Source organism: Fructilactobacillus sanfranciscensis DSM 20451, assembly GCF_001436035.1.
GTDB lineage: Bacteria > Bacillota > Bacilli > Lactobacillales > Lactobacillaceae > Fructilactobacillus > Fructilactobacillus sanfranciscensis.
Map to the genome: position 1 here is coordinate 1 of NZ_AYYM01000007.1, position 26833 is coordinate 26833.

At 37.5% G+C, this 26833-nt stretch carries 31 protein-coding genes, 4 tRNA genes, 1 pseudogene and 1 riboswitch; of the genes and pseudogenes, 34 read left to right on the forward strand and 2 right to left on the reverse strand.

Annotated elements, in window-relative coordinates:
* Positions 1-5 precede the first annotated feature (5 nt).
* The 9 genes and pseudogenes from FD36_RS02995 (at position 6) to FD36_RS07040 (ending at position 11399) form a co-directional block, all read left to right on the forward strand.
* Positions 6-79, forward strand: a tRNA-Pro gene (locus FD36_RS02995).
* A 31-nt stretch (positions 80-110) separates the two neighbouring features.
* Positions 111-184, forward strand: a tRNA-Met gene (locus tag FD36_RS03000).
* Positions 185-194: 10 nt separating this feature from the next.
* A tRNA-Ile gene (locus FD36_RS03005) sits at positions 195-269 on the forward strand.
* A 77-nt stretch (positions 270-346) separates the two neighbouring features.
* Positions 347-427 (forward strand) — tRNA-Ser (locus tag FD36_RS03010).
* A 123-nt stretch (positions 428-550) separates the two neighbouring features.
* Complete coding sequence (locus FD36_RS03015; protein ID WP_014082389.1) at positions 551-1021, forward strand: CtsR family transcriptional regulator; 471 nt, start codon at positions 551-553, stop codon at positions 1019-1021.
* Between the two features lie 18 nt (positions 1022-1039).
* Positions 1040-3499, forward strand: a pseudogene (locus tag FD36_RS03020) (ATP-dependent Clp protease ATP-binding subunit).
* Positions 3500-3782: 283 nt separating this feature from the next.
* Positions 3783-7403, forward strand: a complete 3621-nt coding sequence (gene rpoB, locus FD36_RS03025) for a DNA-directed RNA polymerase subunit beta (RefSeq protein ID WP_056957951.1) — start codon at positions 3783-3785, stop codon at positions 7401-7403.
* Positions 7404-7420: 17 nt separating this feature from the next.
* A complete protein-coding gene (gene rpoC / locus FD36_RS03030) occupies positions 7421-11068 on the forward strand; it encodes a DNA-directed RNA polymerase subunit beta' (protein WP_056957897.1) in 3648 nt (1215 codons plus the stop codon).
* Between the two features lie 211 nt (positions 11069-11279).
* Positions 11280-11399 (forward strand): DUF3923 family protein, encoded by a 120-nt coding sequence (locus FD36_RS07040; RefSeq protein ID WP_163615053.1) that lies wholly within the window; start codon positions 11280-11282, stop codon positions 11397-11399.
* A gap of 38 nt (positions 11400-11437) precedes the next feature.
* Here the strand turns inward: FD36_RS07040 and FD36_RS03040 are convergent, their stop codons facing one another.
* Positions 11438-12010, reverse strand: coding sequence for a xanthine phosphoribosyltransferase (locus tag FD36_RS03040; protein WP_056957899.1), 573 nt, complete (start codon positions 12008-12010; stop codon positions 11438-11440).
* Between the two features lie 32 nt (positions 12011-12042).
* A riboswitch (purine riboswitch) is annotated at positions 12043-12138 on the reverse strand.
* On the reverse strand, positions 12132-12800 hold the full coding sequence (locus FD36_RS07045) for a prepilin peptidase (protein ID WP_056957902.1): 669 nt from the start codon (positions 12798-12800) through the stop codon (positions 12132-12134). Its footprint overlaps the riboswitch before it by 7 nt.
* A 165-nt stretch (positions 12801-12965) precedes the next feature.
* On the opposite strand from FD36_RS07045, the gene rpsL reads away from it, so the two are divergent.
* From rpsL to secY, 25 genes are all read left to right on the forward strand, one after another.
* A complete protein-coding gene (rpsL, locus tag FD36_RS03050; protein WP_056957904.1) occupies positions 12966-13385 on the forward strand; it encodes a 30S ribosomal protein S12 in 420 nt (139 codons plus the stop codon).
* 30 nt (positions 13386-13415) lie between these two features.
* The gene (rpsG, locus tag FD36_RS03055; protein WP_014082381.1) at positions 13416-13886 is read left to right on the forward strand and encodes a 30S ribosomal protein S7; all 471 of its coding nucleotides are present in this window, start codon (positions 13416-13418) and stop codon (positions 13884-13886) included.
* Between the two features lie 85 nt (positions 13887-13971).
* Positions 13972-16062, forward strand: a complete 2091-nt coding sequence (gene fusA / locus FD36_RS03060; RefSeq protein ID WP_014082380.1) for an elongation factor G — start codon at positions 13972-13974, stop codon at positions 16060-16062.
* Positions 16063-16333: 271 nt separating this feature from the next.
* Complete coding sequence (rpsJ, locus tag FD36_RS03065; RefSeq protein WP_041817923.1) at positions 16334-16642, forward strand: 30S ribosomal protein S10; 309 nt, start codon at positions 16334-16336, stop codon at positions 16640-16642.
* 29 nt (positions 16643-16671) lie between these two features.
* On the forward strand, positions 16672-17304 hold the full coding sequence (rplC, locus tag FD36_RS03070) for a 50S ribosomal protein L3 (RefSeq protein ID WP_014082378.1): 633 nt from the start codon (positions 16672-16674) through the stop codon (positions 17302-17304).
* 18 nt (positions 17305-17322) lie between these two features.
* Positions 17323-17946 carry a 50S ribosomal protein L4 gene (gene rplD, locus FD36_RS03075; RefSeq protein ID WP_014082377.1) on the forward strand — a complete coding sequence of 208 codons (624 nt, stop codon included), beginning with the start codon at positions 17323-17325 and terminating at the stop codon, positions 17944-17946.
* Complete coding sequence (gene rplW, locus FD36_RS03080) at positions 17946-18233, forward strand: 50S ribosomal protein L23 (RefSeq protein ID WP_014082376.1); 288 nt, start codon at positions 17946-17948, stop codon at positions 18231-18233. Before rplD ends, rplW begins: the two co-directional genes overlap by 1 nt.
* Before the next feature lie 25 nt (positions 18234-18258).
* Complete coding sequence (gene rplB, locus FD36_RS03085; RefSeq protein ID WP_014082375.1) at positions 18259-19104, forward strand: 50S ribosomal protein L2; 846 nt, start codon at positions 18259-18261, stop codon at positions 19102-19104.
* 44 nt (positions 19105-19148) lie between these two features.
* The gene (gene rpsS, locus FD36_RS03090) at positions 19149-19433 is read left to right on the forward strand and encodes a 30S ribosomal protein S19 (protein WP_014082374.1); all 285 of its coding nucleotides are present in this window, start codon (positions 19149-19151) and stop codon (positions 19431-19433) included.
* Positions 19434-19448: 15 nt separating this feature from the next.
* Entirely contained in the window at positions 19449-19805 is a 357-nt protein-coding gene (gene rplV / locus FD36_RS03095; RefSeq protein WP_014082373.1) for a 50S ribosomal protein L22, read from the forward strand.
* A 3-nt stretch (positions 19806-19808) separates the two neighbouring features.
* Complete coding sequence (gene rpsC, locus FD36_RS03100; RefSeq protein ID WP_014082372.1) at positions 19809-20471, forward strand: 30S ribosomal protein S3; 663 nt, start codon at positions 19809-19811, stop codon at positions 20469-20471.
* 2 nt (positions 20472-20473) lie between these two features.
* Positions 20474-20908 (forward strand): 50S ribosomal protein L16, encoded by a 435-nt coding sequence (rplP, locus tag FD36_RS03105; RefSeq protein WP_014082371.1) that lies wholly within the window; start codon positions 20474-20476, stop codon positions 20906-20908.
* Positions 20898-21092, forward strand: a complete 195-nt coding sequence (gene rpmC, locus FD36_RS03110) for a 50S ribosomal protein L29 (RefSeq protein WP_014082370.1) — start codon at positions 20898-20900, stop codon at positions 21090-21092. The genes rplP and rpmC overlap by 11 nt, the downstream gene beginning before the upstream one ends.
* A gap of 28 nt (positions 21093-21120) precedes the next feature.
* Positions 21121-21387: a 30S ribosomal protein S17 gene (gene rpsQ, locus FD36_RS03115; protein WP_014082369.1), complete on the forward strand. Its 267-nt coding sequence runs from the start codon at positions 21121-21123 to the stop codon at positions 21385-21387.
* A 54-nt stretch (positions 21388-21441) separates the two neighbouring features.
* Positions 21442-21810 (forward strand): 50S ribosomal protein L14, encoded by a 369-nt coding sequence (gene rplN, locus FD36_RS03120; RefSeq protein ID WP_014082368.1) that lies wholly within the window; start codon positions 21442-21444, stop codon positions 21808-21810.
* Between the two features lie 34 nt (positions 21811-21844).
* A complete protein-coding gene (gene rplX, locus FD36_RS03125) occupies positions 21845-22153 on the forward strand; it encodes a 50S ribosomal protein L24 (RefSeq protein WP_014082367.1) in 309 nt (102 codons plus the stop codon).
* A gap of 30 nt (positions 22154-22183) precedes the next feature.
* Positions 22184-22726: a 50S ribosomal protein L5 gene (gene rplE / locus FD36_RS03130; RefSeq protein WP_014082366.1), complete on the forward strand. Its 543-nt coding sequence runs from the start codon at positions 22184-22186 to the stop codon at positions 22724-22726.
* A gap of 11 nt (positions 22727-22737) precedes the next feature.
* Positions 22738-22923: a type Z 30S ribosomal protein S14 gene (locus tag FD36_RS03135; protein ID WP_014082365.1), complete on the forward strand. Its 186-nt coding sequence runs from the start codon at positions 22738-22740 to the stop codon at positions 22921-22923.
* A 32-nt stretch (positions 22924-22955) separates the two neighbouring features.
* Positions 22956-23354, forward strand: a complete 399-nt coding sequence (gene rpsH / locus FD36_RS03140) for a 30S ribosomal protein S8 (protein ID WP_014082364.1) — start codon at positions 22956-22958, stop codon at positions 23352-23354.
* Positions 23355-23385: 31 nt separating this feature from the next.
* On the forward strand, positions 23386-23925 hold the full coding sequence (rplF, locus tag FD36_RS03145; RefSeq protein WP_056957912.1) for a 50S ribosomal protein L6: 540 nt from the start codon (positions 23386-23388) through the stop codon (positions 23923-23925).
* A gap of 37 nt (positions 23926-23962) precedes the next feature.
* On the forward strand, positions 23963-24319 hold the full coding sequence (gene rplR, locus FD36_RS03150; RefSeq protein WP_041817919.1) for a 50S ribosomal protein L18: 357 nt from the start codon (positions 23963-23965) through the stop codon (positions 24317-24319).
* 21 nt (positions 24320-24340) lie between these two features.
* Positions 24341-24844, forward strand: coding sequence for a 30S ribosomal protein S5 (gene rpsE, locus FD36_RS03155; protein ID WP_014082361.1), 504 nt, complete (start codon positions 24341-24343; stop codon positions 24842-24844).
* Between the two features lie 12 nt (positions 24845-24856).
* Positions 24857-25042 (forward strand): 50S ribosomal protein L30, encoded by a 186-nt coding sequence (rpmD, locus tag FD36_RS03160; protein WP_014082360.1) that lies wholly within the window; start codon positions 24857-24859, stop codon positions 25040-25042.
* Between the two features lie 30 nt (positions 25043-25072).
* On the forward strand, positions 25073-25504 hold the full coding sequence (gene rplO, locus FD36_RS03165) for a 50S ribosomal protein L15 (RefSeq protein WP_041817918.1): 432 nt from the start codon (positions 25073-25075) through the stop codon (positions 25502-25504).
* Positions 25504-26829 (forward strand): preprotein translocase subunit SecY, encoded by a 1326-nt coding sequence (gene secY, locus FD36_RS03170; protein WP_056957914.1) that lies wholly within the window; start codon positions 25504-25506, stop codon positions 26827-26829. Before rplO ends, secY begins: the two co-directional genes overlap by 1 nt.
* Positions 26830-26833: the final 4 nt, after the last annotated feature.

Below are 26833 nucleotides of genomic sequence, written 5' to 3' on the forward strand. Positions count from 1 at the left end.
TTTTTCGGGAAGTGGCTCAGCTTGGTAGAGCACCTGGTTTGGGACCAGGGGGTCGCAGGTTCGAATCCTGTCTTCCCGATTAGATAATTGTTTATCTTTTGTCTATAGATCGCGGTGTAGCTCAGCTGGCTAGAGCGTCCGGTTCATACCCGGGAGGTCGGGGGTTCGATCCCCTCTGCCGCGATTAGGTCCATGGATCTTTAGCTCAGTTGGTTTAGAGCTGACGGCTCATAACCGTCCGGTCGTAGGTTCGAGTCCTACAAGATCCATAAATTAAACCAAAAGGTTTAATACCTATTGCAATAAATTTTTCATCATGATATAATGGTTTTTGTGTTATGGAGGATTACCCAAGTCTGGCTGAAGGGAACGGTCTTGAAAACCGTCAGGCGAGTCAAATCGCGCGAGAGTTCGAATCTCTCANCGAATAAAAAAGTACTGATGATTAATTTCATCAGTACTTTTTTGTTTTAATAAGTGAATTTGCTTGTCATTTAGGATCGATGTTTATATAATTAAAGTCAACATTAGTCAGAGATGAGATGATAATATGGCAAGTCATAGTATGTCAGATACTATTGGAGAATATTTAAAAAAATTGTTAGCCGAACGCGATGAAGAGGTAGAAATTCGTCGTTCAGATATTGCGGAACACTTTGATGTAGTTCCTTCTCAAATTAACTATGTCATTAAAACTCGGTTTACCATTCAGGACGGTTTTGTTGTCCAAAGTAAACGTGGTGGCGGTGGCTACATTAGAATTGAAAAAATAAACTTAATGGAAGATTCGAATGTTTTTGATCGTTTGATTGACTCAATTGGAGACATGATTAGTCAAAAAGATGAAGAAGATATTTTGAAAACTTTACTAAATAACGGACTATTAAATAAACGTGAAGTACATATGGTTGCATCGATTCTTACTCATGATGCAATCAATGTGTCTAATTATGAGACAGAAGAAAAAGTGCGGGCAAACGTATTATCAGCTTTATTATGTCGGTTGAAATATGAGTGCTAGCTGAAAGAAGGCTATTTAATGGAAGACTCATTAACACCTAGTGCAAAAAAAACACTTATGATTGCGCAAGAACAAGCACGTGGTTTTCAACATCAATCGGTTGGAACTGAGCATTTATTATTGGCATTATCCATTGAAAAAAGTGGAATCGCTTACCAAACCTTAAATCAACTTTCTGTTACTGAACAGGATGTTAAAGAAGAAATTGAACAAATTGCCGGTTATGGTAATTTACAAAACGACGGAACAACTTATTTGCCATATTCTCCTAAGATGCGTGACATTTTAAATTTAGCTGGTCAAATTGCTAAACAATATGGCAGCAAACGGGTTGGAACGTAACATTTGTTATTAGCGTTAACTAGCGAAAACGAAATCGTTTCATCAAGAATTCTTAACAGCTTAGGAATTTCTCCTGAAGATGTTCGTAAGATTACGATTCGGAAAATGGGGGTTCCTGATCAAGGAATACCAACTGAATCTAAGAATGATGACAAAGAAAAAACACCAACGCTTGATTCATTTGCAAAAGATCTTACCAAAGCAGCTCGAGATGGCCAACTAGATCCAATTATTGGGCGTGATCAAGAAGTTCGTCGTGCAATTCAAATTTTAAGTCGGCGGACGAAAAATAATCCAGTTCTAATCGGAGAGCCTGGGGTTGGTAAAACAGCAATTGCAGAAGGACTAGCTCAAAAAATTGTGGAAAAGAAAGTTCCTCAAGATATGACCAATAAACGTGTTATGGCCCTTGATATGGGAAGCCTAGTTGCAGGGACTAAATATCGTGGGGAATTTGAAAACCGACTTAAAAAAATTATTAATGAAATCAAAAGTAACGGACACGTTATTTTATTTGTTGATGAATTGCATACTTTAATTGGAGCTGGAGGAGCAGAAGGTGCCATTGATGCTTCTAATATTTTAAAGCCAACTTTAGCTCGTGGTGAAATTCAGATGATTGGGGCAACGACCTTAAATGAATACCAAAAGCATATTGAAGCTGATGCTGCTTTAGAACGTCGTTTTGCCACGGTACAAATTGAAGAACCTAGGGTCGATGAAGCAAAGAAAATTTTGGCTGGTTTACGACCAAAATACGAAGAATATCATCATGTGAAAATCACCGATGATGCGATTAATGCAGCTGTGGATTTATCAAGTCGTTACATTAGTGGTCGCTTTTTACCTGATAAAGCCATTGACTTGATGGATGAAGCTGCTGCTAAAGTTCGAATTGATGCAATGGGAGATTCTACTGAATTAGTTAAGCAACAACGTGAACTTGATGAAGCAAGGTCGAATAAAGATCGTGCCATTGAAGAACAACGTTTTGACGATGCTGTAACTTTTCGTAGTCAAGAACAACAACTGGAAAAATCGGTTGCTGCTCTAATGGAAAAAGACAAAAAGAAACGTGAACATGAAAATAAGCAACATAACTATAAACTCAAAGAAAACTCAGAGTCAGTTGCGCAAATTGTTGCTGAATGGACAGGCATTCCAGTTACGCACCTTAAGAAAACGGATGCAGATCGATTGGTTAACTTGGAAAATGTATTGCATAAACGGGTGATTGGGCAAGATGAGGCGGTTACTGCAGTTGCTAAAGCAGTAAGAAGAGCTCGAAGTGGATTGAAAGATCCTAATCGTCCAATTGGCTCATTTATTTTCCTTGGACCTACTGGTGTAGGAAAAACGGAATTAGCTAAGGATTTAGCAGAAGAAATGTTTGGCTCAGAAGACGATGTAATTAGAGTCGATATGAGTGAGTACATGGAAAAATATTCTACTAGTCGTTTAGTTGGATCTGCTCCAGGATATGTTGGTTATGAAGAAGGAGGTCAACTAACTGAAAAAGTTAGAAAACATCCTTACTCCGTTGTTTTGCTTGATGAAGTGGAAAAAGCACATCCAGATGTCTTTAACTTGCTCTTACAAGTTCTTGATGACGGATTTCTAACTGATTCTAAAGGTCGTAAAGTTGACTTTAAAAATACAATTATCATTATGACATCTAATTTAGGTGCCACAGCGTTACGTGAACAAAAAACAGTTGGTTTTGATGCCAACCGTTCAGAAAACAACGATGCTGAAGTTAAACGAGTAATTCAAGAAAAAATGAAGCAATTCTTCCGTCCTGAATTCTTAAACCGAGTTGATGAAACAGTTATTTTCCATAGTTTAACCGAATCAGAACTTCATCGAATTGTTAAATTGATGACCAAACGTTTAGTAGATCGGGTTGAAAAACAAGGGTACATTTTAAAAATCACTCCTGCAGCCATTGATGCGGTTGCTAAAAAAGGTTACAACCCAGAATACGGAGCTCGTCCTTTAAGAAGAGCACTTCAAAGTGAAATCGAAGATCCTTTAAGTGATGCATTGTTAGCTGGTAAATTTAAACTAGGTGATAAAATCACAATTGGAGCACAAAAAGGTAAAATTACGCTTACACATAAAACTCCAGTTATATAGAAAAAACGCCATTGAAAAATGGCGTTTTTTGTTGACGTAATGCTTACATCGCGTTAAAATGAATTAGTATATAGTGAATTGAAATGAGTTGTTGCGATCTATTGTCCGGGACAACGATTATAGTTACCCAAAAATAGATTATTCTATTTTTGGCTTTTTTTTGCTTTAAATTAGCTTTTTTAGCAAATTGTAATCAAACTGTAACATTTCTTTTTGAAGGAATTATTTAAGGAGGGTTAACAACTTGGCAGAAAACGTTAAAGGAAAAAACAAAAAAGATGCAATGGCTGGAAACGTTGTTAAGTATGGTAAACACAGAACCCGTAGAAGTTATGCCAGAATCAAAAAGGTTTTGGATCTACCTAACTTAATTGAGGTTCAAACTAACTCATACAACTGGTTTTTAGACGAAGGTCTTCGTGAAATGTTCAGAGACATTATGCCAATTGATGATTTCCAAGGTAAATTATCATTGGACTTCGTTGATTACCAATTGTTAGAACCTAAATACACTGTTGCTGAAGCCAGAGCTCACGAAGTTAACCACTCAGCTCCACTTCACGTTACGCTTAAATTGACTAACCACGAAACTGGTGAAATCAAGACACAAGACGTATTCTTCGGTGATTTACCATTAATGACTGATCAAGGTACTTTTATCATTAATGGAGCAGAACGTGTAATTGTATCTCAATTAGTTCGTTCTCCTGGTGCATACTACCATAAAGAATTAGATAAAAATGGTCGCGAAATGTTTAGTGCTACAGTTATTCCTAACCGTGGTGCATGGATGGAATTCGCTACTGATGCTAAAAATGTATCATACATCCGAATTGATAGAACTAGAAAGTTACCAATTACTGAATTGGTTCGTGCTTTAGGTTTTGGTTCCGATGATGAAATTGCTGAAATTTTAGGTAGAACTAATGACAGTCTTAATTTAACCATCGAAAAAGATGTTCACAAAGATCCTAGTGACACACGTACTGAAGAAGCATTGAAAGATATTTACGATCGTTTGCGTCCCGGTGAACCAAAAACCGCTGAATCTTCACGTAATCTTTTAACCACTAGATTCTTTGATCCACAACGTTATGATATGGCTCCCGTTGGTCGTTACAAAACTAACGAAAAACTTAGCTTAAAGAACCGTTTGATGGGTCTTTACTTAGCTGAAACATTAGCTGACCCTGAAACTGGTGAAATTATTGCTAAAAAGGGTGACTTGATTGATAAAGAAGTTATGAAGACTTTAGCTCCATATTTGGACAACAAAGACTTCAAAGCTTACACATTCAATCCAGCTCCAGAAGCAGTAGTTACTGATCCAGTAACTGTTCAAATTGTTAAAGTATATTCAAACAAAGACCCAGAAAAAGTTGTTCCCGTAGTTGGAAACGACAACATCAGTCTTGACTTCAAACACATTACACCAGCCGATATGTTAGCTGAAGTGAACTACTTCTTTGATTTACAAGAAGGAATTGGCTCTGTTGATGATATTGATCACTTGAGTAACCGTCGAGTTCGTTCAGTTGGTGAATTATTACAAAATCAATTCAGAATTGGTTTATCACGGATGGAACGTGTTGTTCGTGAAAGAATGTCAATTCAAGATGCTGCAACTGTAACTCCACAACGATTGATTAACATTCGTCCAGTGGTAGCTTCAGTTAAAGAATTCTTTGGCTCATCACAACTTTCACAATTCATGGATCAAACTAACCCATTGGGTGAATTGACTCATAAACGTCGTCTATCTGCACTTGGACCTGGTGGTATCACTCGGGATCGTGCCGGATATGAAGTTCGTGATGTTAACTACACCCACTATGGTCGTGTTTGTCCAATTGAAACACCTGAAGGTCCTAACATTGGGTTGATTAACTCATTCTCTGGATATGCTCGTGTTAACAAATATGGATTTATCGAATCACCATATCGTCGGGTTGACTGGGGCACTCACAAAGTTACTGATAAGATTGATTATTTAACTGCCAGTGATGAAGATAAATATGTGATTGCTCAAGCTAATACTCCACTTAATGACGATGGTTCATTCCGTGAAACTCACGTAATGGCTCGTGATAAAGCAGAATATGTTGAAGCAAGCATTAACGATGTTGATTATATGGATGTTTCTCCTCTTCAAGTTGTTTCAGTTGCCACTGCATGTATTCCTTTCTTGGAAAATGATGATAGTAACCGAGCTTTGATGGGATCAAACATGCAACGTCAAGCGGTTCCTTTGATCAATCCACATGCACCACTTGTTGGTACTGGTATGGAATACAAGACTGCGCATGATTCTGGAGTTGCTAAAATTGCTAAATACTCTGGAACTGTTGAATACGTTGATGCTTCTGTAGTTAAGATTCGTCGAGACAACGGAACTTTAGACACTTATGAATTAACTAAATTTATGCGTTCAAACAATGGTATGAACTATAATCAGACACCAATTGTAAAAACTGGTGACCATGTTGATGCGGACGAAATTATTGCTGATGGTCCAGCCATGGAAAATGGTGAATTAGCATTGGGTCAAAACCCAACTGTTGCCTTTATGACTTGGCAAGGTTATAACTTCGAAGATGCCATTGGAATTAGTGAAAAACTAGTTAAAGAAGATGCTTATACTTCAATTCACATTGAAGAATATGAATCAGAAACTCGTGATACAAAACTTGGACCTGAAGAAATGACTCGTGAAATTCCTAATGTTGGTGAAGATGCTCTTAAAGATCTTGACGAAGACGGGGTTGTACGAATTGGTGCTGAAGTTCATGATGGAGACATTTTAGTTGGTAAAGTTACTCCTAAAGGGGTTACTGAATTATCTTCTGAAGAACGTTTGCTTCACGCCATCTTTGGTGAAAAATCACGTGAAGTTAGAGATACATCACTTCGAGTTCCTCATGGTGCTGATGGTGTTGTTCAAGACGTTAAAGTTTTCTCAAGAGAAAATGGTGACGAATTACAACCTGGTGTAAACAAGATGGTTCGAGTTTACATTGCCCAAAAACGGAAACTTCAAGTCGGTGATAAAATGGCCGGTAAACATGGTAACAAGGGTACTGTTTCAATCGTAATTCCTGAAGAAGATATGCCTTACTTGCCAGATGGTACTCCAATCGATATCTTATTGAGTCCCATGGGTGTTCCTTCACGGATGAACATTGGACAAGTATTGGAAATGCATTTAGGAATGGCTGCTAAGAAACTTGGTATCCACGTTGCTACTCCAGTATTTGATGGTGCAACTTCTGATGACGTTTGGGCTGCTGTTAAAGAAGCCGGAATGGCAAAAGATGGTAAGACTGTTGTTTACGATGGTCGTACTGGTGAACCATTTGATAAGAGAATTTCAGTTGGTGTCATGGGTTACCTTAAACTTAACCATATGTCAGAAGATAAGATCCATGCTCGTTCAATTGGACCTTACTCACTTGTTACCCAACAACCACTTGGTGGTAAAGCACAATTTGGGGGACAACGTTTTGGTGAAATGGAAGTTTGGGCCCTTGAAGCATATGGTGCTGCTCATACCCTCCAAGAAATCTTGACTTACAAGTCAGATGATGTGGTTGGTCGTGTTAAGACTTATGAAGCCATCGTTAAAGGTGAACCAATTCCTAAGCCAGGTGTTCCTGAATCATTCCGAGTTTTAGTTAAAGAACTACAAGCTCTTGGTCTCGATATGAAGGTCCTTGGTGCTGATCACCAACCAATCGATTTACGTGACATGGACGATGACGACGATGTTGTTAACGTAAATGCACTTAACAAAATTGCTCAAGAACAAGATGCAAAAAAAGAAGCTGAAAAAAAAGAAGCTGAAAAAAATGCAGCTACTACCAAAGCTGCTGATGATGCTTCAACTGATAAAAAAGACAATAATTAATAAAGGAGGGGACGCCAATGGTTGATGTTAATAAATTCAAAAGTATGCAAGTTGGACTTGCATCTCCTGAAACAATTCGTAGCTGGTCATATGGTGAAGTAACTAAACCAGAAACGATTAACTATCGAACTTTGAAACCAGAAAAAGATGGTTTGTTCGATGAAAGAATCTTTGGACCTACTAAGGATTGGAAATGTGCCTGTGGTAAATACAAAGGTATTCGCTACAAAGGTATTGTTTGTGATCGTTGTGGAGTTGAAGTTACTCGTGCTAAAGTTCGTCGTGAACGAATGGGTCATATCGAATTAGCTGCTCCAGTAACTCACATCTGGTATTACAAGGGAATTCCTAGTCGAATGGGATTAGTTCTAGACATGAGTCCTCGTGCCTTAGAAGAAATCATCTACTTTGCTTCATATGTAGTTGTAGATCCTGGTAATACACCTCTAGAAAAGAAACAACTATTAACTGAACAAGAATACCGTGATAAGAAACGTGAATACGGTAATCGTTTTGATGCACAAATTGGTGCTGAAGGAATTCGTGCTTTACTTGATAGTGTTGATCTTGATAAAGAAGTTACAGAATTAAAAGCTGAACTTAAGAAAGCAACTGGTCAAAAGAGAACTCGTGCAATCCGTCGTTTGGATATTTTGGAAGCCTTCTTAACTTCTGGAAACAATTTATCATGGATGGTAATGGATACAATTCCAGTTATGCCACCTGACTTACGTCCAATGGTTCAACTTGAAGGTGGACGTTTTGCCACTTCTGATTTGAATGATTTATACCGTCGAGTAATTAACCGTAATAACCGTTTGAAACGATTATTAGATTTACACGCTCCTGGTATCATTGTTCAAAACGAAAAGAGAATGTTACAAGAAGCTGTTGATGCTTTGATTGATAATGGTCGTCGTGGCCGTCCTGTTGCAGGTCCTGGTAACCGTCCATTGAAATCACTTTCTCACTTGCTTAAGGGTAAGCAAGGTCGTTTCCGTCAAAACTTACTTGGTAAACGTGTTGATTATTCAGGTCGTTCAGTTATTGATGTTGGTCCATGGTTAAAACTTAGCCAAATGGGTCTTCCTGTATCAATGGCACTTGAATTGTTCAAACCATTTATCATGCATGAATTGGTTAAACGTGGGTTAGCTTCAAACGTTAAGAATGCTAAACGTGAAATTGAACGTAAAGATGATGTCGTATTTGATGTTCTTCCTTACGTAATCAAAGAACACCCAGTTCTATTGAACCGTGCCCCTACTTTGCATAGACTTGGAATTCAAGCCTTTGAACCAGTATTGGTTAGCGGTAAATCAATGCGTTTGCACCCATTAGTTTGTGCTGCTTACAATGCCGATTTTGATGGTGACCAAATGGCCATTCACGTTCCTCTTTCTGATGAAGCTCAAGCTGAATCAAGATTATTAATGGCTGCTGCTGGACATATCTTGGCTCCAAAAGATGGAAAACCCGTTGTGGCTCCATCACAAGATATGGTTATTGGTAACTATTACTTAACTATGGAAGAACCTGGACGTGAAGGTGAAGGAATGATTTTCAATTCACCTGATGAAGTTGAACTTGCTTATCGTGATGGTTTGGTTCACTGGCACAGTAGAATTGGAATTCCAGTTTCTGCTTTCCCAGATAAACCATTTACCGATGATCAAAAAGACAAGATTATGGTTACTTCAGTTGGTAAAGTGATTTTCAACGGAATCTTACCTAAAGACTTCGTATACTTGAATGAACCTACTGCAACTAACCTTAATGGATTTGTTCCAGATAATTACTTCTTGAAACCTGGAGAAAACATTCACGATCACATTGACAATACTGAACCAGTTAGACCATTTAAGAAGAGTTTCTTATCAGATATCATTGCTGAAGTTTACAACCAATACAAGGTTACTGAAACTTCAGAATTACTTGACCGAATCAAGGATCTTGGTAACGACGAATCTACTAAGTCTGGTTTAACTGTCGGAATGTCAGATATTACTGAACTTAAAGAAAAACCAGAAATTGTGGCTGAAGGTCACAAAAAGGTTGAAACGATCACTAAACAATTCCGTCGTGGTTTGATTACTGACCAAGAACGTTATGAAAGAATTGTTAACGTTTGGAATGACGCTCGTGATCAAATTCAAGATGTCTTAATGCAAAACTTTGATCCAGAAAACCCAATCTTTATGATGAGTGATTCTGGAGCTCGTGGAAACATTTCAAACTTTACGCAACTTGCCGGAATGCGTGGATTGATGGCTTCTCCTGATGGTAAAATTATGGAACTTCCAATTACATCTAACTTCCGTGAAGGAATGTCTGTTTTGGAAATGTTCATTTCTACCCATGGTGCTCGTAAAGGGATGACCGATACTGCCTTGAAGACAGCCAACTCTGGTTACTTAACTCGTCGACTTGTTGATGTTGCCCAAGATGTTATCATTCGTGAAAAGGACTGTCATACTGATCGTGGATTAGTAGTCCGTGCGATTAAAGAAGGTAACGAAATGATTGAACCTCTTTATGATCGTATTCTTGGTAGAAACGCTATGAAGACTGTTAAGAATCCAGAAACTGGTGAAGTAATTGTTGGTAAGAATGAAATGATTGATGATAATAAAGCACAACAAATTGTTGATGCAGGAATTGAATCAGTTGAAATTCGTTCTGCCTTCACTTGTAATACTGCTCACGGAGTTTGTGAAATGTGTTATGGTCAAAACTTAGCTACTGGTGATAACGTTGAAGTTGGTGAAGCAGTTGGTACTGTTGCTGCGCAATCAATTGGTGAACCTGGTACTCAATTAACCCTTCGTACTTTCCATACTGGTGGGGTTGCAAGTAACACTGATATTACCCAAGGGCTTCCCCGGGTTCAAGAAATTTTTGAAGCTCGTAATCCTAAAGGTAAATCAACCATCTCTGAAGTTACTGGAGTAGTTGAATTAATCGAAGAAGATCCTGCTGAAGGTGTTAAAGAAATTACCATTCAAGGTAAAGCTGACACTAGAAAGTACAAGGTTCCATTGAGTGCTCGTATGCGAGTTGCTGAAGGTGACACAGTTCGCCGTGGTGATGCGCTTAACGAAGGTTCAATTGATCCTAAGGAACTTCTTAAGATTCGGGATACTTTATCAACTGAAACTTACTTATTGACTGCGGTTCAAGAAGTTTACCGTCGTCAAGGGGTTGAAGTTAATGATAAGCATGCTGAAATCATGGTTAGACAAATGCTTCGTAAGGTTCGAATTATGGATCCCGGTGATACAGACATCTTGCCTGGTACATTGATCGATATTGATGACTTTAAAGAACGAAATGCTGATGCAGTTATGACTGGTAAAGTACCAGCTACTGCTCGTCCAGTATTGCTTGGAATTACTAAAGCTGCTCTTGAAACTAATAGTTTCTTATCAGCTGCTTCATTCCAAGAAACTACTCGAGTACTTACTGATGCTGCAATTCGTGGTAAAGTCGATCCATTAATTGGACTTAAAGAAAATGTTATTATTGGTAAGCTTCTTCCTGCTGGTACAGGAGTTCATGAATATGAAGACATTGAACCAGAAGAAGTTGGTAAACCAGCTGGTGAAAGTGTTGTCGCTGGTTCTGATAAAACATCTGATTCAGATACAGATAATGCAACTAAATAATTAAAACGAGATTGGTAAACAATCTTTAGTTTCAAAAACAGCAACGAATTTTAAAAATTCGTTGCTGTTTTTTTTTTTTTTTTTTTTTTNGATAAAATTTATAACTTTAGAGGAGCTGAAATTATGCGGTTGAGATTTAAAATTTGGAGTGTGGTAACTATTTTGGAGATTATCACTTATGGATTACTTTCGGTAATGATTTTTATGCGGAGTGTCACAAACTCCTCGAATCAAAATGATAACTTGGTATATATTAACTGGTTTTTATGCATTCTTTTTTGTAATCCAGTTAATCTGGTTCATAATTATGAAACTCAGCAAGCAAAAATAAGTAAACAAAAAGCAGTCAAAATTTTGACTGCTTTTTAATTAGTTAGCAAATTTAACTTGGTTATTTTCTAATGAAGCAATTTGGGCTAAAGAAAGCACATTATAACCTTGATCACGTAAGTATTGACCACCAGGTTGGAATGTCTTTTCAATTACGATTCCGATCCCAGCGATATCAGCATTGGCAGCATCAGTAATTTTAATTAGTCCTTTGGTTGCTTCACCGTTTGCTAAGAAATCATCAATAATTAGAACCTTGTCGTCACTAGTTAAAAATTGCTTTTCAATATAAATATGATTAGAAACTTTCTTTGTATATGAATAGACTTCTGCTGAGTAAACATCATTTTTTACGACTAATGATTTACTTTTACGAGCAAACACTACTGGCACTTCCATAGCTAAACCAGTCATCACAGCAGGAGCGATTCCGGATGCTTCAACGGTTAAAACTTTAGTAATACTTAAATTTTTGAAATATTCTGCGAATGTTTGTCCGATTCTATACATTAGTTTTGGATCAATTTGATGATTTAAAAATGAATTTACTTTTAAAATGTTACCTGGTAAAACTTTTCCTTGTTCTTTGATGACGGTTTTTAATTCTTCCATTGAAATACCTCCAAAAAAAGATCATCCATATAAGAATGATCTTTCATGCTTATAGTTCAGAATTGCGGTTCTGAGTAGAAACGACTGACCAATTTCAGTCGTATATAAGTTATTCACTTTTCTACATTGTAACTAAAATACTTTTAAGAAACAACACGACAATTAAGTTGTTAAACAAAAAAGGAGTGAAAGGAACTACCTTGTTCTTTTTGAACCAACAATATAAAAGTGCACTTGCTGACGCTAATAGTAAAGTGTGTGCGAAAACCATCAGGTTAGTTGAAATTAAGATACAAGCGAGCAAATCCAAATCGCCGTTACCAATCCATTTAAATTTATAATTAATCAATAAAATGATTAAATATAAAATAAGTATGCTGACAATATTATTGTATGGCATGGGAGAATCATAAATTGCTAAAGCAAAGATTAAGGGAAGCCACCATAAACTGAATTGAAAAGTGAATAAATCAAAAAGACTAATAATTTCAAAGCAGATTAATAAACACAAAATTTTGAATGGTTGTTCTCCGTATAAAGTGAATAAGAATCCGGTAGAAAATTCATATACTAATAGGTAATAAGGGAGTTTGATTTTACAAACTCGACATTTACCACGAAGGGTAACAAAACTAAAAATTGGAATTAGTTCGAACCAATCCAACTTTCTACAACATACTGTACATTGAGAACGCGACCAAATGAAATTCTTTTTTGCGATGATTCGTTCCACTAACAATGGTAAAAACGATCCGATGATACTTCCATAAATAAATAAAATTATTTTCATACTTTCACCTCACTAAAAAATACGTAAAAGTCTGTTGACGTGATTGCTCTAACATGTTATTCTAGTCAATGTGCTTAAACTGTTAAGCGATTTTTTTATTCCAAAAAATGGTTCACCTGGATGTGTGGACTTAAAAACCAAATTTAAGAAAGGAGGACTTTTTAGATGCCTACAATTAATCAATTAGTTAGAAAAGGTCGTAAATCTAGAAGTTCTAAATCAAAATCCCCAGCTCTTGGCTTCGGATACAACAGTTACAAGAAGAAACAAACTAACAACGCTTCACCTCAAAAACGTGGAGTTGCTACCCGTGTGGGAACTATGACTCCTAAAAAGCCTAACTCTGCCTTACGTAAGTATGCGCGTGTTCGTCTTTCAAACTTGCTTGAAGTTACTGCTTACATTCCTGGAATTGGTCATAACTTACAAGAACATAGTGTTGTTTTAATCCGTGGTGGTCGTGTTAAGGATTTACCTGGGGTTAGATATCATGTTATCCGTGGTGCCTTAGATACTGCCGGTGTTTCAGATCGTCGTCAAAGTCGTTCTAAATACGGTACTAAGAAACCAAAAGCTAAGAAATAATATAATATTTAATTAAAGGAGGACTTTTAGATGCCTAGAAAAGGAAAAGTTCAAGAACGTGAAATCCTTCCAGATCCAATCTACAACTCAAAGTTGGTTTCAAAATTAATCAACCACTTGATGTTAGATGGTAAGAGAGGTACTGCATCAGAAATTTTATACGATGCATTTGACCAAATTAAAGATACTACTGGTAACGATCCAGTTGAAGTATTCGAAGAAGCAATGAAAAACATCATGCCTGTCCTTGAAGTTAAGGCTCGTCGTGTTGGTGGTTCTAATTACCAAGTTCCTATTGAAGTTCGTCCTGCAAGAAGAACTACTTTAGGTCTACGTTGGTTAGTTAACTATTCACGTCTTCGTGGTGAACATACCATGAGTGACCGTCTCGCTAAAGAAATTATTGATGCATCAAACAATACTGGTGCAGCTGTTAAGAAACGTGAAGATACACACAAAATGGCTGAAGCTAACCGTGCTTTCGCTCATTACCGTTGGTAATCTTCTGATTGCTTAATTGCAATTAAAGGGTGGCTAAGAAATTGGCCACTTTTTTAGAACTATTGAATTTTAAAAGGAGTTAATAATGGCTAACAAACGTGAATTCCCGTTAGACAAAACACGTAACATTGGGATTGTTGCCCATATCGATGCCGGTAAAACAACAACTACTGAACGTGTGCTTTACTATACTGGTAAAGTTCATAAAATTGGTGAAACCCATGATGGTGCATCACAAATGGACTGGATGGATGAAGAAAAAGAACGTGGAATTACCATTACATCAGCTGCTACTACAGCTGAATGGAAAGGTTACCGTGTTAACATCATCGATACCCCAGGACACGTTGATTTTACTGTTGAAGTAGAACGTTCACTTCGAGTTCTTGATGGAGCAGTTGCTGTTCTTGATGGACAAGCTGGTGTTGAACCTCAAACAGAAACTGTTTGGCGTCAATCATCTGATTTTGATGTTCCTCGGATTGTTTTTATCAACAAAATGGATAAATTAGGTGCTAACTTTGATTTCTCTGTTAAATCAATGCACGACCGTTTAGGTGCTAATGCAGTTCCTGTTCAAATTCCTGTTGGTGCCGAAAATGATTTCATCGGTGTAATCGATCTTATCGAAATGAAAGCTTACATTTATGATGAAGATAAAGAAGGTTCTAACTGGGATACTGTTGATGTTCCTGATGATTACAAAGAAAAAGCACAAGAAGCTCGTGATAATTTAATTGAATCAGTTGCTGATTTGAATGATGGTATCATGGACAAATATCTTAGTGGTGAAGAAATCACTAAAGATGAATTAAAAGCTGCTATTCGTAAAGCAACCATCAACCTTGAAATGTTCCCTGTTTTTGCTGGTTCAGCTTTCAAAAACAAGGGTGTTCAAATGTTGATGGATGGGGTTGTTGATTACCTCCCATCACCACTTGACGTTCGTCCTTACGAAGCAATTGATCCTGAAACTGGAGAACAAGTACCAGTTAAACCTGATGATAAAGCACCATTTGCTGCTTTAGCATTTAAGGTTGCAACTGACCCATTCGTTGGTCGTTTAACATTTATTCGTGTTTACCGTGGTTCACTTGAATCTGGTTCATACATTTTAAATGCTACTAAAGACAAACGTGAACGTGTTGGTCGTTTAGTTCAAATGCACTCAAACACTCGTCAAGAAATCCCTGAAGTATTCTCTGGTGATATTGCTGGTGCAATTGGTTTGAAGAACACCACTACTGGTGATTCTCTTACTGATGTTGATCACCCATTACATCTTGAATCAATGGAATTCCCAGAACCAGTTATTGAAGTTGCCGTTGAACCTAAGACCAAAGCTGACCAAAACAAGATGAATACTGCTCTTCAAAAACTTTCTGAAGAAGATCCTACATTCCGTGCCCAAACTAACCCAGAAACTGGGCAAACTATTATGGCCGGAATGGGTGAACTTCACCTTGATATTTTGATCGAACGTATGAGACGTGAATTTAGTGTTGATGCTACAATTGGTGAACCACAAGTTGCTTACCGTGAAGCATTTACTAAACAAGTTGAAGCTCAAGGTAAATTTGTTCGTCAATCTGGTGGTAAAGGTCAATATGGTGATGTTTGGATTGAATTCACTCCTGGTGAAGAAGGTTCAGGTTTCCAATTTGAAAATGCTATCGTTGGTGGGGTTGTTCCTCGTGAATTTATCCCTTCAGTAGAACAAGGTCTTAAAGAATCAATGGAAAATGGTGTTCTTGCCGGATTCCCATTAATTGATATTAAAGCTAAGTTATATGATGGTAGTTATCATGATGTCGATTCTAGTGAAGCTGCCTTCAAGATTGCTGCATCAATCGCTTTGAAGAATGCTGCTAAGAAAGCTGCTCCAGTTATCTTGGAACCAATCATGAAAGTTGATATTCGTGTTCCAGAAGAATACATGGGAGACGTTATGGGACAAGTTACTGCTCGTCGTGGTAACGTTGAAGGTATGGAAGCACAAGATAATGCACAAAACATCCATGCTATGGTTCCTCTTTCAGAAATGTTTGGTTACGCAACTGACTTACGTTCTGCTACTCAAGGTCGTGGAACATTCGTTATGTCATTTGACCATTACACTGCTGTTCCTAAGAGTATCCAAGAAGATATTATTAAGAAAAATGGTGGAGAAGCTTAATTGCTTTTCTTTAAATAAATAAAAAAGTTTTGTTAATTAAATTTAACAAAACTTTTTTTGTTTTAGAGCTTAAAAACCTTGCAACACAAGCGAATTACATGTATGATATAGTAGTGTCTTATATAAGAAGGGCAAAGTGTGCTCTGAAATTGATACAATAAGCGATGATGTAGAAGATTGCGGCACACCCGGCCGCTTTGCCATGGCAAGGTGTGTCCGGTAACTTTTACGGAGTTAGTCTTACAAGAAAATAGACGAGGGAGGGAAAAACATGGCAAAAGAAAAAATTCGTATTCGCTTGAAAGCTTACGAACACCGTAGCTTAGATCAAGCTGCTGATAAGATTGTTGCAACTGCACAAAGAACTGGTGCCACTATTTCAGGTCCAATTCCATTGCCAACTGAAAGAACTATTTATACAGTTCTTGCATCACCATTCAAGTACAGCAAAGCACAAGAACAATTCGAAATGTTAACACACAAACGTTTAATCGATATTTTGAATCCAACACCTAAAACTGTTGATTCATTAATGAAATTAGACTTACCAAGTGGTGTTGATATCGAAATCAAATTATAATATTACACAATATTGGAGGTGTACTCATGATCAAAAAAGGAATCTTAGGTAAAAAAGTTGGTATGACTCAAGTTTTTACTGAAAACGGTGAATTAGTACCAGTTACTGTTGTTGATGTAACTCCTAACGTTGTTTTACAAGTTAAAAACAACGAAACAGATGGTTACGAAGCAATTCAACTTGGTTTTGATGAAAAACGTGAAGTTTTAAGTAATAAACCTGAACAAGGTCACGCCAAAAAAGCTAACACAACCCCTAAGCGCTTCGTTCGTGAAATCAGCGATGTCGACTTAGAGGAATACAAGGTCGGAGACGAAGTTAAGGCTGACATTTTCCAAACTGGAGACTCTGTCGATGTAACTGGTGTCACTAAAGGTCATGGTTACCAAGGTAACGTTCATAAAGATAATCAAAGTCGTGGACCAGAAACTCATGGTTCTAGATATCACCGTCGTCCAGGTTCACTTGGTGTTATTATCAACCGTGTTGTTAAAGGCATGAAGTTACCTGGTCGTATGGGTAACAAAACTGTTACTATTCAAAACCTTGAAATTGTTAAAGCAGACGTTGAAAACAACGTATTGTTAATTAAAGGTAATGTACCTGGTGCAAATAAAACATTAGTTACTATTCGTACTTCTGTACACAATTCAAGAAAATAGGAAAGGAGGAACCGCAAAATGACAAGCGTATCATTATTTAAACAAGATGGTAGTAAAGATGGTTCAATCGATCTTAACGAAAACATCTTCGGTATTGAACCAAACGAAAACGTAGTATTTGACACTGTTGTTATGCAACGTGCATCTCAACGTCAAGGTACTAATGGAGTTAAGAGCAGAGGCCAAGTTTCCGGTGGTGGTAAAAAACCATGGAGACAAAAAGGTACAGGTCGTGCTCGTCAAGGTTCTATTCGTTCACCACAATGGGTTGGTGGTGGAGTAGTATTTGGACCAACATCTCGTTCATATAGCTACCACCTTCCTAAAAAAGTTACTAGATTAGCTGTTAAATCAGTTCTTTCAGAAAAAGTTTCCGAAGATAATTTTGTTGTTGTTGACTCAATTAACTTTGATGCACCAAAAACAAAAGAATTCGCTAACTTATTGAAAAACCTTGATGCAGCTACTAAGACATTGGTAGTTTTGGAAGATATTAACGATAACGTTGCTCGTTCAGCTAAAAACATTCCGAACGTTCAAGTAATTAGTGCAAAAGGTGTTAACACTCTTGATGTATTAAATGCTAAAAAAGTCGTTATTACCAAAGCTGCTCTTTCTCAAGTAGAGGAGGTGCTCGCATAATGGAAGCACGAGATATCATTTTACGTCCAGTAATCACTGAAGCTTCAACTGATCGTATGGACGACAAAAAATATACATTTGATGTTGATTTACGAGCAAACAAAAACCAAGTTAAAAATGCTGTAGAAGAAGTTTTCGGCGTTAAGGTTGCTAAAGTAAACATCATGAACGTTAAAGGTAAAGAAAAACGCCAAGGTCGTTACGTTGGTTTCACTAAGAAACGTCGTAAGGCAATCGTTACTTTATCAAATGATTCAGACGAAATTAAGTTATTCTCTGAAGAATAATCTATTAAGATAGGAGGAAAACAACGTGGCTTTAAAGAAATACAAACCAACGACTAATGGTCGCCGTAATATGACTAGTATTGATTACAGTAATATTACTACTAATAAGCCAGAAAAAAGCTTAGTGAAAGCTAATGCTAAAAAAGCTGGTCGTAACAACTCAGGTCGTATGACTGTTCGTCATCGTGGTGGTGGAAACAAACACTTATACCGTGTTATTGATTTCAAGCGTAACCATGATGGTATTAAAGCAACAGTTAAAACAATCGAATATGATCCAAACCGTACTGCAAACATCGCATTAGTTGTTTATGCTGACGGAATTAAATCATACATCCTTGCTCCTAAAGGATTAAAAGTTGGAGATGTTGTTGAATCTGGTGCTAATGCTGATATTAAACCAGGTAATACACTTGAACTTAAAGATATTCCCGTTGGATCAACTATTCATAACATCGAATTGAAACCAGGTAAGGGTGGACAACTTGCTCGTTCTGCTGGTAATTCAGCTCAATTGTTGAGTAATGAAGGAAACGGTAAGTACTCACTTGTTAGATTACCTTCTGGTGAAGTAAGAATGGTTCTTTCTGTTTGTCGTGCCACAATCGGTACTGTTGGAAACGAAGAACATTCACTTATTAACTGGGGTAAAGCTGGTCGTACTCGTTATCGTGGTCAAAGACCTCACGTACGTGGATCAGTTATGAACCCTAACGATCACCCTCATGGTGGTGGTGAAGGTAAAGCTCCAGTCGGTTACCCATCTCCTTTGTCACCTTGGCACAAGAAGACTGTTGGTAAGAAGACCCGTTCTAAGACTGCTCGTTCAAACAAATTTATTGTTCGTCGTCGTAAGGGTTCAAAGATGTAATTTAGTTACATCCAGATAATCAGACTTGAAGAGGAGGTTTTATAATGAGTCGTAGTTTGAAAAAGGGACCATTCGCTGATCAATCTTTATTAAAGAAAATCGATGCCCAAAAAGACCAAGAAAAGAAAACTGTTATTAAAACTTGGTCTCGTCGCTCAACTATTTTCCCTAGCTTCATTGGTTACACTATCTCAGTGTACAATGGTAGAACTCATGTCCCAGTTTTCATTCAAGAAGACATGGTAGGACACAAGCTTGGAGAATTCGTTCCAACACGTACATTCCATGGTCATGGTAATGTAGGTGGAAAAGACAAGATTACAGGATAACAAGGAGGATACAAAATGGCTGAACAAGTTACATCAGCAAAAGCTATTGCTAAGACTGTTCGTATTGCCCCCCGTAAGGTCCGTCTTGTTTTAGATCTTATTAGAGGTAAAAACGTTGCAGAAGCTGCTTCAATTCTTGAATTCACCCCTCGTGGTGCATCTCCAGTAGTTGGAAAAGTTTTAAAATCAGCTGTAGCAAATGCAGAAAACAATTTTGATCTTGATGGTCAAGACCTTGTTGTTGCTGAAGCATTCGCCGACGAAGGACCAACTTTAAAACGGTTCCGTCCTCGTGCTAAAGGTTCTGCTTCACCAATCAACAAACGTACAAGTCACATTACAATTGTAGTATCAGAAAAAAAGGAGGGATAGAGCATGGGTCAAAAAATTAACCCTAATGGTTTCCGTATCGGTGTTAACCGTGGTTGGCAAGCTCAATGGTATGCTAACGATGATAAATTTGCTTCATATTTAAATGAAGATTTGAAGATTCGTGACTACCTTGCTAAACGTCTTGCTGATGCTTCAGTTTCAGAAGTTGAAATTGAACGTGCTGCCAAACGTGTAAACATTTCTATCCACACTGCAAAACCTGGTATGGTTATTGGTAAGGGTGGATCAGAAGTTGAAAGTTTACGTAATGAATTAAACAAGTTAACTGGACGTCGTGTTCACATTAACATTATTGAAGTTAAGAAACCTGACTTAGAAGCTGATTTAGTTGGTGAAAACATTGCTAAACAACTTGAAGGTCGTGTTGCTTTCCGTCGTGCTATGCGTCAAGCCATGAAGCAAGTTATGCGTTCAGGTGCTGATGGTGTTAAAACTCAATCAGCCGGTCGTTTAAACGGTGCTGATATGGCTCGTATCGAAAGTTACTCTGAAGGTCGTGTTCCACTTCATACATTGAGAGCTGATATCAACTACTCATGGAATGAAGCACACACTACTTACGGTGCAATCGGTGTTAAAACATGGATTAACCGTGGTGAAGTTTTACCTGGAAAGCCTTTGGATAACCGTAAAGGAGGTAAATAAACATGCTTGTACCTAAACGTGTTAAGCATCGTCGTGAATTCCGTGGTAAACTACGTGGACACTCAAAAGGTGGAAACTCAGTTGCTTTCGGTGAATATGGCTTACAAGCCATTGATTCACATTGGATCACTAACAGACAAATTGAAGCTTGTCGTGTTGCCATCACCCGTTGTATGAAACGTGGTGGAAAAGTTTGGATTAAAATCTTCCCTCAAAAATCATATACTGAAAAAGGTATTGGTGTTCGAATGGGTAAAGGTAAAGGTAGTCCAGCTGGATGGGTAGCAGCCGTAAAACGTGATAAGGTACTTTTCGAAGTTGCCGGCGTTGATGAAGCTACTGCTGTCAAGGCTTTGACTTTAGCTTCAAGTAAGTTGCCTGTTCGTACTAGAATTATTAAACGTGAGGAAGTAGGTGGCGAATCAAATGAAGGCTAAAGAAATTGCTCAATTAACCACTGATGAAATGCGTGCTAAAGAACAAGATTACAAGAAAGAATTGTTTAATCTTCGTTTCCAATTAGCCACTGGTCAATTAGAAAATACTGCAAGATTGAGAACTGTTCGCAAAACAATTGCACGGATCAAAACTGCATTAAGACAAAAAGAATTAAATAAATAAAATACGATAAAAAGGAGGGTTTATTTATATGAGCGTAGAACGTAATGAACGTAAAACATATAGAGGTCGTGTTGTTTCTGACAAGATGGATAAAACTATTACAGTTGCCGTTGAAACTACTAAAACACATCCTACTTATGGCAAGCGTATTAAATATACTAAGAAATACAAGGTTCGTGATGAAGATGGCGTTGCTAAAGTTAACGATATCGTTGAAATCATGGAAACTAGACCATTATCAAAGACTGTTCACTTCCGTCTTCTAGATGTTGTTGAAAAAGCCGTTATTATCTAGCTTGTATCGTTTTTATCGTATTATGATTTTTAAATCGAAGGGAGGACACTTGCGATGATCCAACAAGAAAGTCGTTTAAAAGTTGCCGACAACTCAGGTGCTCGTGAATTATTAACTATTAAAGTTTTAGGTGGTTCAAGAGTTCGTTACGCTGGCGTTGGTGATACTATTGTTGCTACTGTTAAACAAGCAACACCAGGTGGCGTTGTCAAAAAGGGTGACGTTGTTAAGGCTGTTATTGTAAGAACTAGATCAGCTGAACGTAGAACTGACGGTTCATACATTCGTTTCGACGAAAACGCTGCTGTTTTAATTAATGATGATAAGAGTCCTAAAGGTACTCGTATTTTTGGTCCGGTTGCTCGTGAATTACGTAGTAATAATTTCATGAAGATCGTTTCATTAGCACCTGAAGTACTTTAATACTAAGAAGCAAAATCAAGGAGGTGCCAGATTAATGTTCTTAAAGACTGGTGACAAAGTTCGTGTTATTGCTGGTAAAGACAAGGGTAAAGATGGTCAAATCATCAAAACCATTGCTGCTGACAATCGCGTAGTTGTTGAAGGAATCAACAAAGTTAAGAAACACCAAAAGGCTTCTCAAGCAAACCCACAAGGTGGAATTGCTGATGTTGAAGCCCCAATCAATGCATCAAACGTAATGCTAATCGACCCATCTACTAACGAACCTACTAGAGTAAGTTTCGAAGTTAAAGATGGTAAAAAAGTTCGTATTTCAAAGAAATCACATAAAGCAATCGATTAAGATTGTTAGTGAAAGGAGGAAATTACTCGCATGTCTACTCGCTTAGAAGAAAGATATAAGAAAGAAATTCTCCCAGCACTAGTTGAAAAATTCAACTATTCATCAATTATGCAAGGACCAAAACTTGAAAAAATTGTTTTGAATATGGGTGTTGGTGATGCTGTAACAAACTCTAAAAATTTAGACGAGGCTGTTAACGAATTGACCCTAATTTCTGGTCAAAAGCCACTTGTTACAAAAGCTAAAAAATCAATTGCTACTTTCCGTTTACGTGAAGGTATGCCAATTGGTGCCAAAGTCACTCTTAGAGGTGACAAAATGTATGACTTTTTGGACAAATTAATTAACGTTTCATTACCACGTGTTCGTGATTTCCATGGTGTTCCAAGTCGTTCATTCGATGGTCGTGGAAACTACACATTAGGTATCAAGGAACAATTAATTTTCCCAGAAATCAGTTACGATGATGTTAACCGTGTTAGAGGTTTAGATATCGTACTTGTTACAACTGCTAATACTGACGAAGAAGGACACGAATTGTTACGTCAATTTGGTATGCCATTCGCTAAATAGGAGGTTTTACATTGGCTAAAAAATCATTAGTTGCAAAAAGCAAACGTCCAGCTAAGTTCGCTGTACAAGCTTACACTCGTTGCGAACATTGTGGTAGACCTCGTGCGGTTTACCAAAAATTCCACTTATGCCGAATTTGTTTAAGACAACTTGCCCACAAGGGTCAAATTCCTGGTATGAAAAAAGCTAGTTGGTAGAATAAACAAACTTAAAAGGAGGTTGTACGTTCATGGCTATGACAGATCCAATTGCAGATTTTCTAACTAGAATTCGTAATGCGAACATGGTTCGTCACAATTCTGTAGATATTCCTGCATCAAAAATTAAACGCAACATGGCTGAAATCTTAAAACGTGAAGGTTTCGTAAGTCGTGTTGAATATATTGAAGACGATAACCAAGGTGTTATCCGTGTTTACCTTAAATATGGTAAAGACAATCAACGTGTAATCTCAGGTTTGAAGAGAATTTCAAAACCTGGATTACGTTCATACGTTAAATCTGATGATGTTCCTAAGGTACTTAATGGTTTAGGTATTGCGATCATCTCAACTTCAAATGGTGTTATTACTGACAAAGAAGCCCGTGCTCAAAAAGTCGGTGGAGAAGTATTAGCATACGTTTGGTAAAAAATAATTAAGAGATGGAGGTGTCTAACACATGAGTAGAATTGGTTATAAAACAATTGTAATTCCTGAAGGTGTAACTGTTACACGTGATGAAGATGTAATTACTGTTAAAGGTCCTAAAGGTGAATTATCAGAAACTTTCTCACCTGATGTTGCAATGAACGTTAACGGTAACGAAATCAACTTCGAACCAACTGGTAAGTACGACAACAAAATGTGTGCTTTACATGGTACACAACGTGCTAACCTTGCTAACATGATTGAAGGGGTAGAAAAAGGATTCAACAAGACTTTGAAATTAGTCGGTGTTGGTTACCGTACTCAACTTAAAGGATCAGATTTGATTCTTAACGTTGGTTACTCAAATCCTGTTGATGTTAAAGTTCCTGAAGATATCGATGTTAAAGTTCCTGACAACACAACTATCGAAATTGCTGGAATTAACAAGCAACATGTTGGAGATTTTGCTGCAAAAGTACGTGAAATTCGTTCACCAGAACCTTACAAAGGTAAAGGTATTCGTTACGAAAACGAACACATTACTCTTCGTGAAGGTAAGACTGGTAAATAAGCTTATTTAAATAAACAATAATATAGAGGTGACTATTTTGATTACAAAACCAAGCAAAAATAAAACACGTGTCATTCGACACAAACGTGTTCGTAATAAAATTGCTGGTACTGCTGAGTGCCCACGTTTAGACGTATACCGTTCTAACAAAAACATCTACGCTCAAGTTATTGATGACGTAGCGGGTGTAACGCTAGCTAGTGCCTCAACTCTCGATAAAGAAGTTACTGAAGGTAACAAAACTGAACAAGCCCAAGGCGTTGGTAAGTTAGTTGCTGAACGTGCTCTTGCAAAAAACATTAAACATGTCGTTTTTGACCGTGGTGGTTACTTATACCATGGACGTGTAGCTGCTCTTGCAGACGCTGCCCGTGAAAATGGACTTGAATTTTAATAAAAAGGAGGAATAAATCACATGGCTAAGTATATTGATCCAAATAAATTGGATTTAGAAGATAACGTTGTTGCCATTAACCGAATCACTAAGGTTGTTAAAGGTGGACGTAGATTACGTTTCGCTGCTTTAGCAGTTGTTGGTGACAAGAATGGTCACGTTGGTTTCGGTACAGGTAAAGCTCAAGAAGTTCCTGAAGCAATCCGTAAAGCTGTTGAAGCTGCCAAAAAGAACTTGATTGAGGTTCCAATTGTGGGAACTACTATTCCTCACGAAATCGTTGGTGTATACGGCGGTGGAAAAATTATGTTGAAACCAGCCGAAGAAGGTTCTGGAGTTGCAGCCGGTGGTGCCGTTCGTTCCGTTATGGAATTAGCAGGTATTAACGATGTTACTAGTAAACGTCTTGGTTCAGATACTAAGATCAACGTTATCCGTGCAACTTTCGAAGGTCTTAAAGGACTTAAGAACGCTAATGAAGTTTCAGAACTTCGTGGTGTTTCTGTTGATCATTTAGCTGAATAGGAGGATTTACAGATGGCTCAATTAAAAATCACTTTGATTCATAGTGCTGCTCATCGTCTTCCAAAACAACGTAAGATTGTGGAAGCTTTAGGTTTAGGACGTATTAACAGTAGCGTTGTAAGACCTGACACTGCAGCAACTCGTGGAGCATTATTCAAAATTGCTCATTTAATTAAGGTTGAACAAGTTAAAGATTAATTATTTTAAAGTAAGAGGAGGTGCAATTCAATGAAGTTAAACGAATTAAAATACGCTGAAGGTTCTCGTTCAGAAAGAACAAGAAAAGGACGCGGTCGTTCAAGTAAAGGTAAAACTTCTGGTCGTGGGCAAAAAGGTCAAAAAGCTCGTGGAAAGACTCGTTTAGGTTTTGAAGGTGGACAAATGCCATTGTACCGTCGTATTCCTAAGCGTGGATTTACTAATATCAACCGTAAAGATATCGTAATTGTTAACGTTGAAGAACTTAACGTATTCGATAATGGTGTAGAAGTTACACCAGAATTGTTGATTGAAGCTGGCATCATCAAAAATGTTAAAGATGGTGTTAAGGTTCTTGGTGAAGGTAAACTTGAAAAGAAACTTACTGTTTTAGCTAACAGATTTTCTGAAAGTGCAAAAAAAGCTATTGAAGATGCTGGTGGTAAAGCAGAGGTGATCTAATGTTATCAACCTTAAAAAGTGCATTTGAAGATAAAAACATTCGTAAAAAGATTCTTTTTACGCTGTTGGTATTAGCAATTTTCCGTTTAGGAGCTTATATTACTGTTCCTGGTGTTGATGCTAAAGCTCTTCAAGAAGTAGCTTCTTCTGGGTTAGTTAATGTTTTAAACATCTTTAGTGGTGGTGGCCTAACTAACTATTCAATTTTTGCCATGGGTGTTTCTCCCTATATTACTGCACAAATTGTGGTCCAATTATTGCAAATGGATATTGTTCCAAAGTTTGTTGAATGGGGAAAACAAGGTGAAGTTGGTAGACTTAAGTTAGACAAAGTTACTCGTAGATTAACGATTGTTTTAGCATTCGCTCAATCTGTTGGTATTACCGCTGGTTTTAATGCTTTAAGTAGTTTACACTTAGTTGAAAATCCTGGAATTGCTACATATGCTAGCATTGGATTAATTCTTACTGCAGGAACAATGTTAACCACTTGGATGGGTGACATGATTACTGATAAAGGAATTGGTCAAGGAGTTTCAATGATCATTTTTGCTGGAATTGTTGCTAATATTCCTACCGGATTTGAAGGTCTTTATAGACAATATATCCAAGGAACACCAACTAGTGATTTGTGGCAACCAGCTTTGTTCGTTGTTGGACTAATCATTGCAATGTTAGTAATTGTTACTTTCGTTACATGGGTTCAACAAGCTGAACGTCGAATTCCAATTCAATATACTCGTAGAGCTACCGGTTCTGCTAAAAGCAGTTACCTTCCTTTGAAGGTTAACGTTGCTGGAGTTATCCCAGTTATCTTTGCTAGTGCATTTATTTCAACCCCACAGACTATCTTGATGTTCTTTACTAAGAACGACGGAAGTAAAGGTTGGTTTAAATTAATGTCAGAATTGTTTAATATGCAAACCCCAATGGGAGCTACATTTTATACACTTTTGATTATTGTCTTTACTTTCTTTTATGCGTTCGTTCAAGTTAACCCTGAAAAGTTATCAGAAAACTTACAAAAACAAGGAAGTTATATTCCTGGAGTATGGCCTGGAAAATCAACACAACTTTTTGTTTCACATCTTTTGATGAGATTAAGTACAGTTGGGGCATTATTCCTGGGAATTGTTTCATTAATTCCTTTGGTTGCACAAAATGTTTGGAATCTTAACAGCTCAATCGGTTTAGGTGGTACTAACCTCCTTATTATCGTTGGGGTTGCAATTGAAACCATGAATCAAATTAAAGGTTTAACTATGAGACAAGAATATGTTGGATTCATTCAAGATGATCCAAAAGATGATAAGGGAGATAAATAGTATG